This window comes from Micromonospora inaquosa (assembly GCF_003857055.1).
Classification (GTDB): Bacteria; Actinomycetota; Actinomycetes; order Mycobacteriales; family Micromonosporaceae; genus Micromonospora; species Micromonospora inaquosa.
On record NZ_QGSZ01000265.1, the window covers coordinates 1 to 2,633 of the forward strand.

Below are 2,633 nucleotides of genomic sequence, written 5' to 3' on the forward strand. Positions count from 1 at the left end.
TGTCGGGGTACTCGTTGGAGTGCAGAGGTGAGTACGGCTGATCTTGCAGAGGTCAGGTGTCGTGGTGGGCGCCTTGTTCGTCACGGTGGGTTGCGTTTTGCAGGCGCAGGCGGGTGAGGCCGAGCATGTCGATCAGCCATCCGGGCCCGCCGGTGATGCCGCGGGTGCGTAGGAGGGTGTCGACCTCGTGGTGGGTCGCCGGACCGGTGTGGGCGAGGAAGTCCTCGCAGATCTCAAGCAGGAGTGGCAGGAGATCGCCGTGGTTGGTGTCGCTGGTGGCCGTGGGGTCGTCCGGGATGGGCCGGGTGGGCATCAGGCGACGTTGTCGAGGGCGGTGAGGCGGTTCTTGAGTCGGTAGCTGGGGCCGTTGATGGGGACGACGTCGCAGTGGTGCAGGAGCCGGTCGAGGATGGCGGTGGCCAGGACCTCGTCGCCGAAGACTTGGCCCCATTCGCCGAAGCCTTTGTTCGAGGTGAGCAGGGTGGAGCCCTTCTCGTAGCGTTTCGAGATCACTTGGAAGACGAGGTTGGCTTCGGGTCGTTCGAGGGGTTGGTAGCCCACTTCGTCGATGACCAGGACGGTGGGGCGTAGGTAGGTCTGCAGCTTGCGGGCCAGGCGGCCGATCGCGTCGGCGGCGGTGAGGTGGCGGACCATGTCGTCGAGGGTGGTGAAGTAGACGGTGAAGCCGGCTCGGCAGGCGGCGACCGCGAGGGACACGGCGATGTGGGTCTTGCCGACGCCGGGTGGGCCGAGGAGAGCGACGTTGGCTTTGGCCTGCACGAACGCGAGCGTGGCGAGGTCACGGACTTTGCGGGGGTCCAGGTCGGGTTGGAAGCTGAAGTCGTAGTCGTCGAGGGTCTTGTGGTGTGGCAGTTTCGACAGGCGCAGCCCGGCGCGGAAGCGGCGTTCGTCGCGGACGGCGAGTTCCTCTTCCAGGACGAGGTCGAGGAACTCCAGGTAGCCCATGGCCTCGGTGTCGGCTCGGCCGGTGAGCTCCCGCAGCGTCTTGGCCAGGTGAGGCAGGCCGAGTTTGGTGGCGCTGGCGTGGATGCGGTTGGTGACCAGCTCACTCACTTGGAGACATCCTTCAGGTGTGGGCGGTTGGTGAACGGGCTGGCCTGGGCGATCTGTTCATAGACCGACAGCGGCCGGGCCTCGACGGCGATCTGGGCGGCGGCGGCCCGGTTGAGCAGGGCTTGCAGCGGTCCCTGGCCGCTTGCATGGCGGTCCGGTCGGCGTGTGGTCGGCTGCCCACTGGCGGGGTCTCCGGTGGTGACGGCACGGGTGTGTCCGTCGGGCAGACCGTCCCAGTGGCTCTCGTCGACGACGCGGGCGCCGCGGCCCACGGCCCGCTGGTGCGTGGCCAGCAGCGTGGCGCCGTCCAGGCCGGGCACGGTGGCGTGGATGGTGATCGTGGCGGCGGTCGCCCGGATCTCCACGAGTTGGCGGTGGCGGACCCGTCGGGCCGGCACGGAGTAGAGGTTGCCGGCGTAGGCGACCAGGCAGTCCTTGCCGACATGCCGCAGATGCCGGTCGGCGACCACATACGCCCGGGCCGGGATCGGTCGCAGCGCGGCATGGTCCCGGACCGCCCGCACGCCGATGATCTCACCGTGGGTGCGATGCCGCACGGCCCGCCGCTGCGGCACCCAGGCCACGAACGTGGCATCGAGCTCCGCCAGCGAGGAGAACGCCCGCCCGGCCAGGACATGATCACGGACGATGGTGACCTGCCGCTCGACCCGCCCCTTGCCGGTCGGCCGATAGGCGGCCAGCACATCGATGTCGAAGTCGTAGTGCCCGGCGAACGCGACCGCTTCCGGATGCAGCGGCACCGCCTGACCTGGGGCGACGTGCCGGCGGACCACGGTCTTCGTCCGGTCGTAGACGATCGCCCCCGGGACCCCGCCGAAATGCGCGAACGCACGCCGGTGACACTCCCAGAACGCGGCAAGGTCCTGGCTGGTGGTGAAGCAACAGAACGGATCCCGCGAGTACGACAACACCATGTGAAACGAGTAGACCTTCGCGATCCCGACGTGAGCCAGGATGCCGCCCTCGTCGCCCCAGTCCACCTGCGCCTGCGCACCCGGAACGACCTCGAACCGACGATGCAGCCCGGCCAGCTGATCCGGGCTGATCCCCAACTCCGCCGCGATCCGCGGACGGGCCTGCTGCAGATACAACTTCACCCGCTGGTAGTTACCGGTGAACCCGTACTGCTCGACAAGACGTTCATGGATCACCGTGCCCTTGAGCAGCAACTCCGCCCGCAGCCACGCATCGACCACATGCGCGAACACATCGATCAACTGCCCACGAGCCGGCCGCACCCGAACCGGCGGCACCACCTCGCCGCCACCAGCAGCCAGGTACTTCTTCACCGTCCGCCAGTTCAGGCCCGTCTCACGAGCGATCTCCGAGACGCTCGCACCAGCCTCATGCAACGCCCGGAACCGGCGCACATCCAGCCACCGCTGCTCATCCAACGCCCCCACCGCCAGCCGCCCCACCCCGGTCCGATCACGACCCGAGCAGCCTCACCCTCAGTCACCCACTGGCGACGGACACACGGTGCGCACCTCTGCAAGATCAGCTGTACCTAGCTCTGCACTCCAACGAGTACCCCGACA

General features: G+C 68.2%; 3 protein-coding genes. All 3 read right to left on the reverse strand.

Translation table 11 applies throughout. The annotated features are described in order from the left end of the window. Positions 1–52: 52 nt before the first annotated feature. From DLJ59_RS24075 to istA, 3 genes are read right to left on the reverse strand one after another with little or no spacing between them, the layout of a single operon-like run. On the reverse strand, positions 53–313 hold the full coding sequence (locus DLJ59_RS24075; RefSeq protein ID WP_124774881.1) for a hypothetical protein: 261 nt from the start codon (positions 311–313) through the stop codon (positions 53–55). Continuing rightward, the gene (gene istB, locus DLJ59_RS24080) at positions 313–1,074 is read right to left on the reverse strand and encodes an IS21-like element helper ATPase IstB (RefSeq protein WP_124774882.1); all 762 of its coding nucleotides are present in this window, start codon (positions 1,072–1,074) and stop codon (positions 313–315) included. The genes DLJ59_RS24075 and istB overlap by 1 nt, the downstream gene beginning before the upstream one ends. Beyond that, positions 1,071–2,498: an IS21 family transposase gene (gene istA / locus DLJ59_RS24085; protein ID WP_244236197.1), complete on the reverse strand. Its 1,428-nt coding sequence runs from the start codon at positions 2,496–2,498 to the stop codon at positions 1,071–1,073. Before istA ends, istB begins: the two co-directional genes overlap by 4 nt. Positions 2,499–2,633 lie beyond the last annotated feature (135 nt).